Origin of the sequence: Paenibacillus sp. KS1 (assembly GCF_001680695.1) — a bacterium.
In the GTDB taxonomy this organism is placed as follows: domain Bacteria; phylum Bacillota; class Bacilli; order Paenibacillales; family Paenibacillaceae; genus Paenibacillus_B; species Paenibacillus_B suaedae.
Genome location: NZ_MAIS01000374.1, coordinates 1 through 256, shown reverse-complemented (window position 1 = coordinate 256; position 256 = coordinate 1). Strand labels below are relative to the sequence as shown.

The 256-nt window shown below is 56.2% G+C and carries 1 rRNA gene; it reads left to right on the top strand.

The features are described from left to right. Positions 1–221: ribosomal RNA gene (locus tag BBG47_RS28715) — 16S ribosomal RNA — on the top strand; the annotation flags it as partial. Positions 222–256: the final 35 nt, after the last annotated feature.

Below are 256 nucleotides of genomic sequence, written 5' to 3'. Positions count from 1 at the left end.
CGCCTGCATGAAGTCGGAATTGCTAGTAATCGCGGATCAGCATGCCGCGGTGAATACGTTCCCGGGTCTTGTACACACCGCCCGTCACACCACGAGAGTTTACAACACCCGAAGTCGGTGAGGTAACCGCAAGGAGCCAGCCGCCGAAGGTGGGGTAGATGATTGGGGTGAAGTCGTAACAAGGTAGCCGTATCGGAAGGTGCGGCTGGATCACCTCCTTTCTAAGGATTATGTCTCCTGCGACGGAGACACAAGG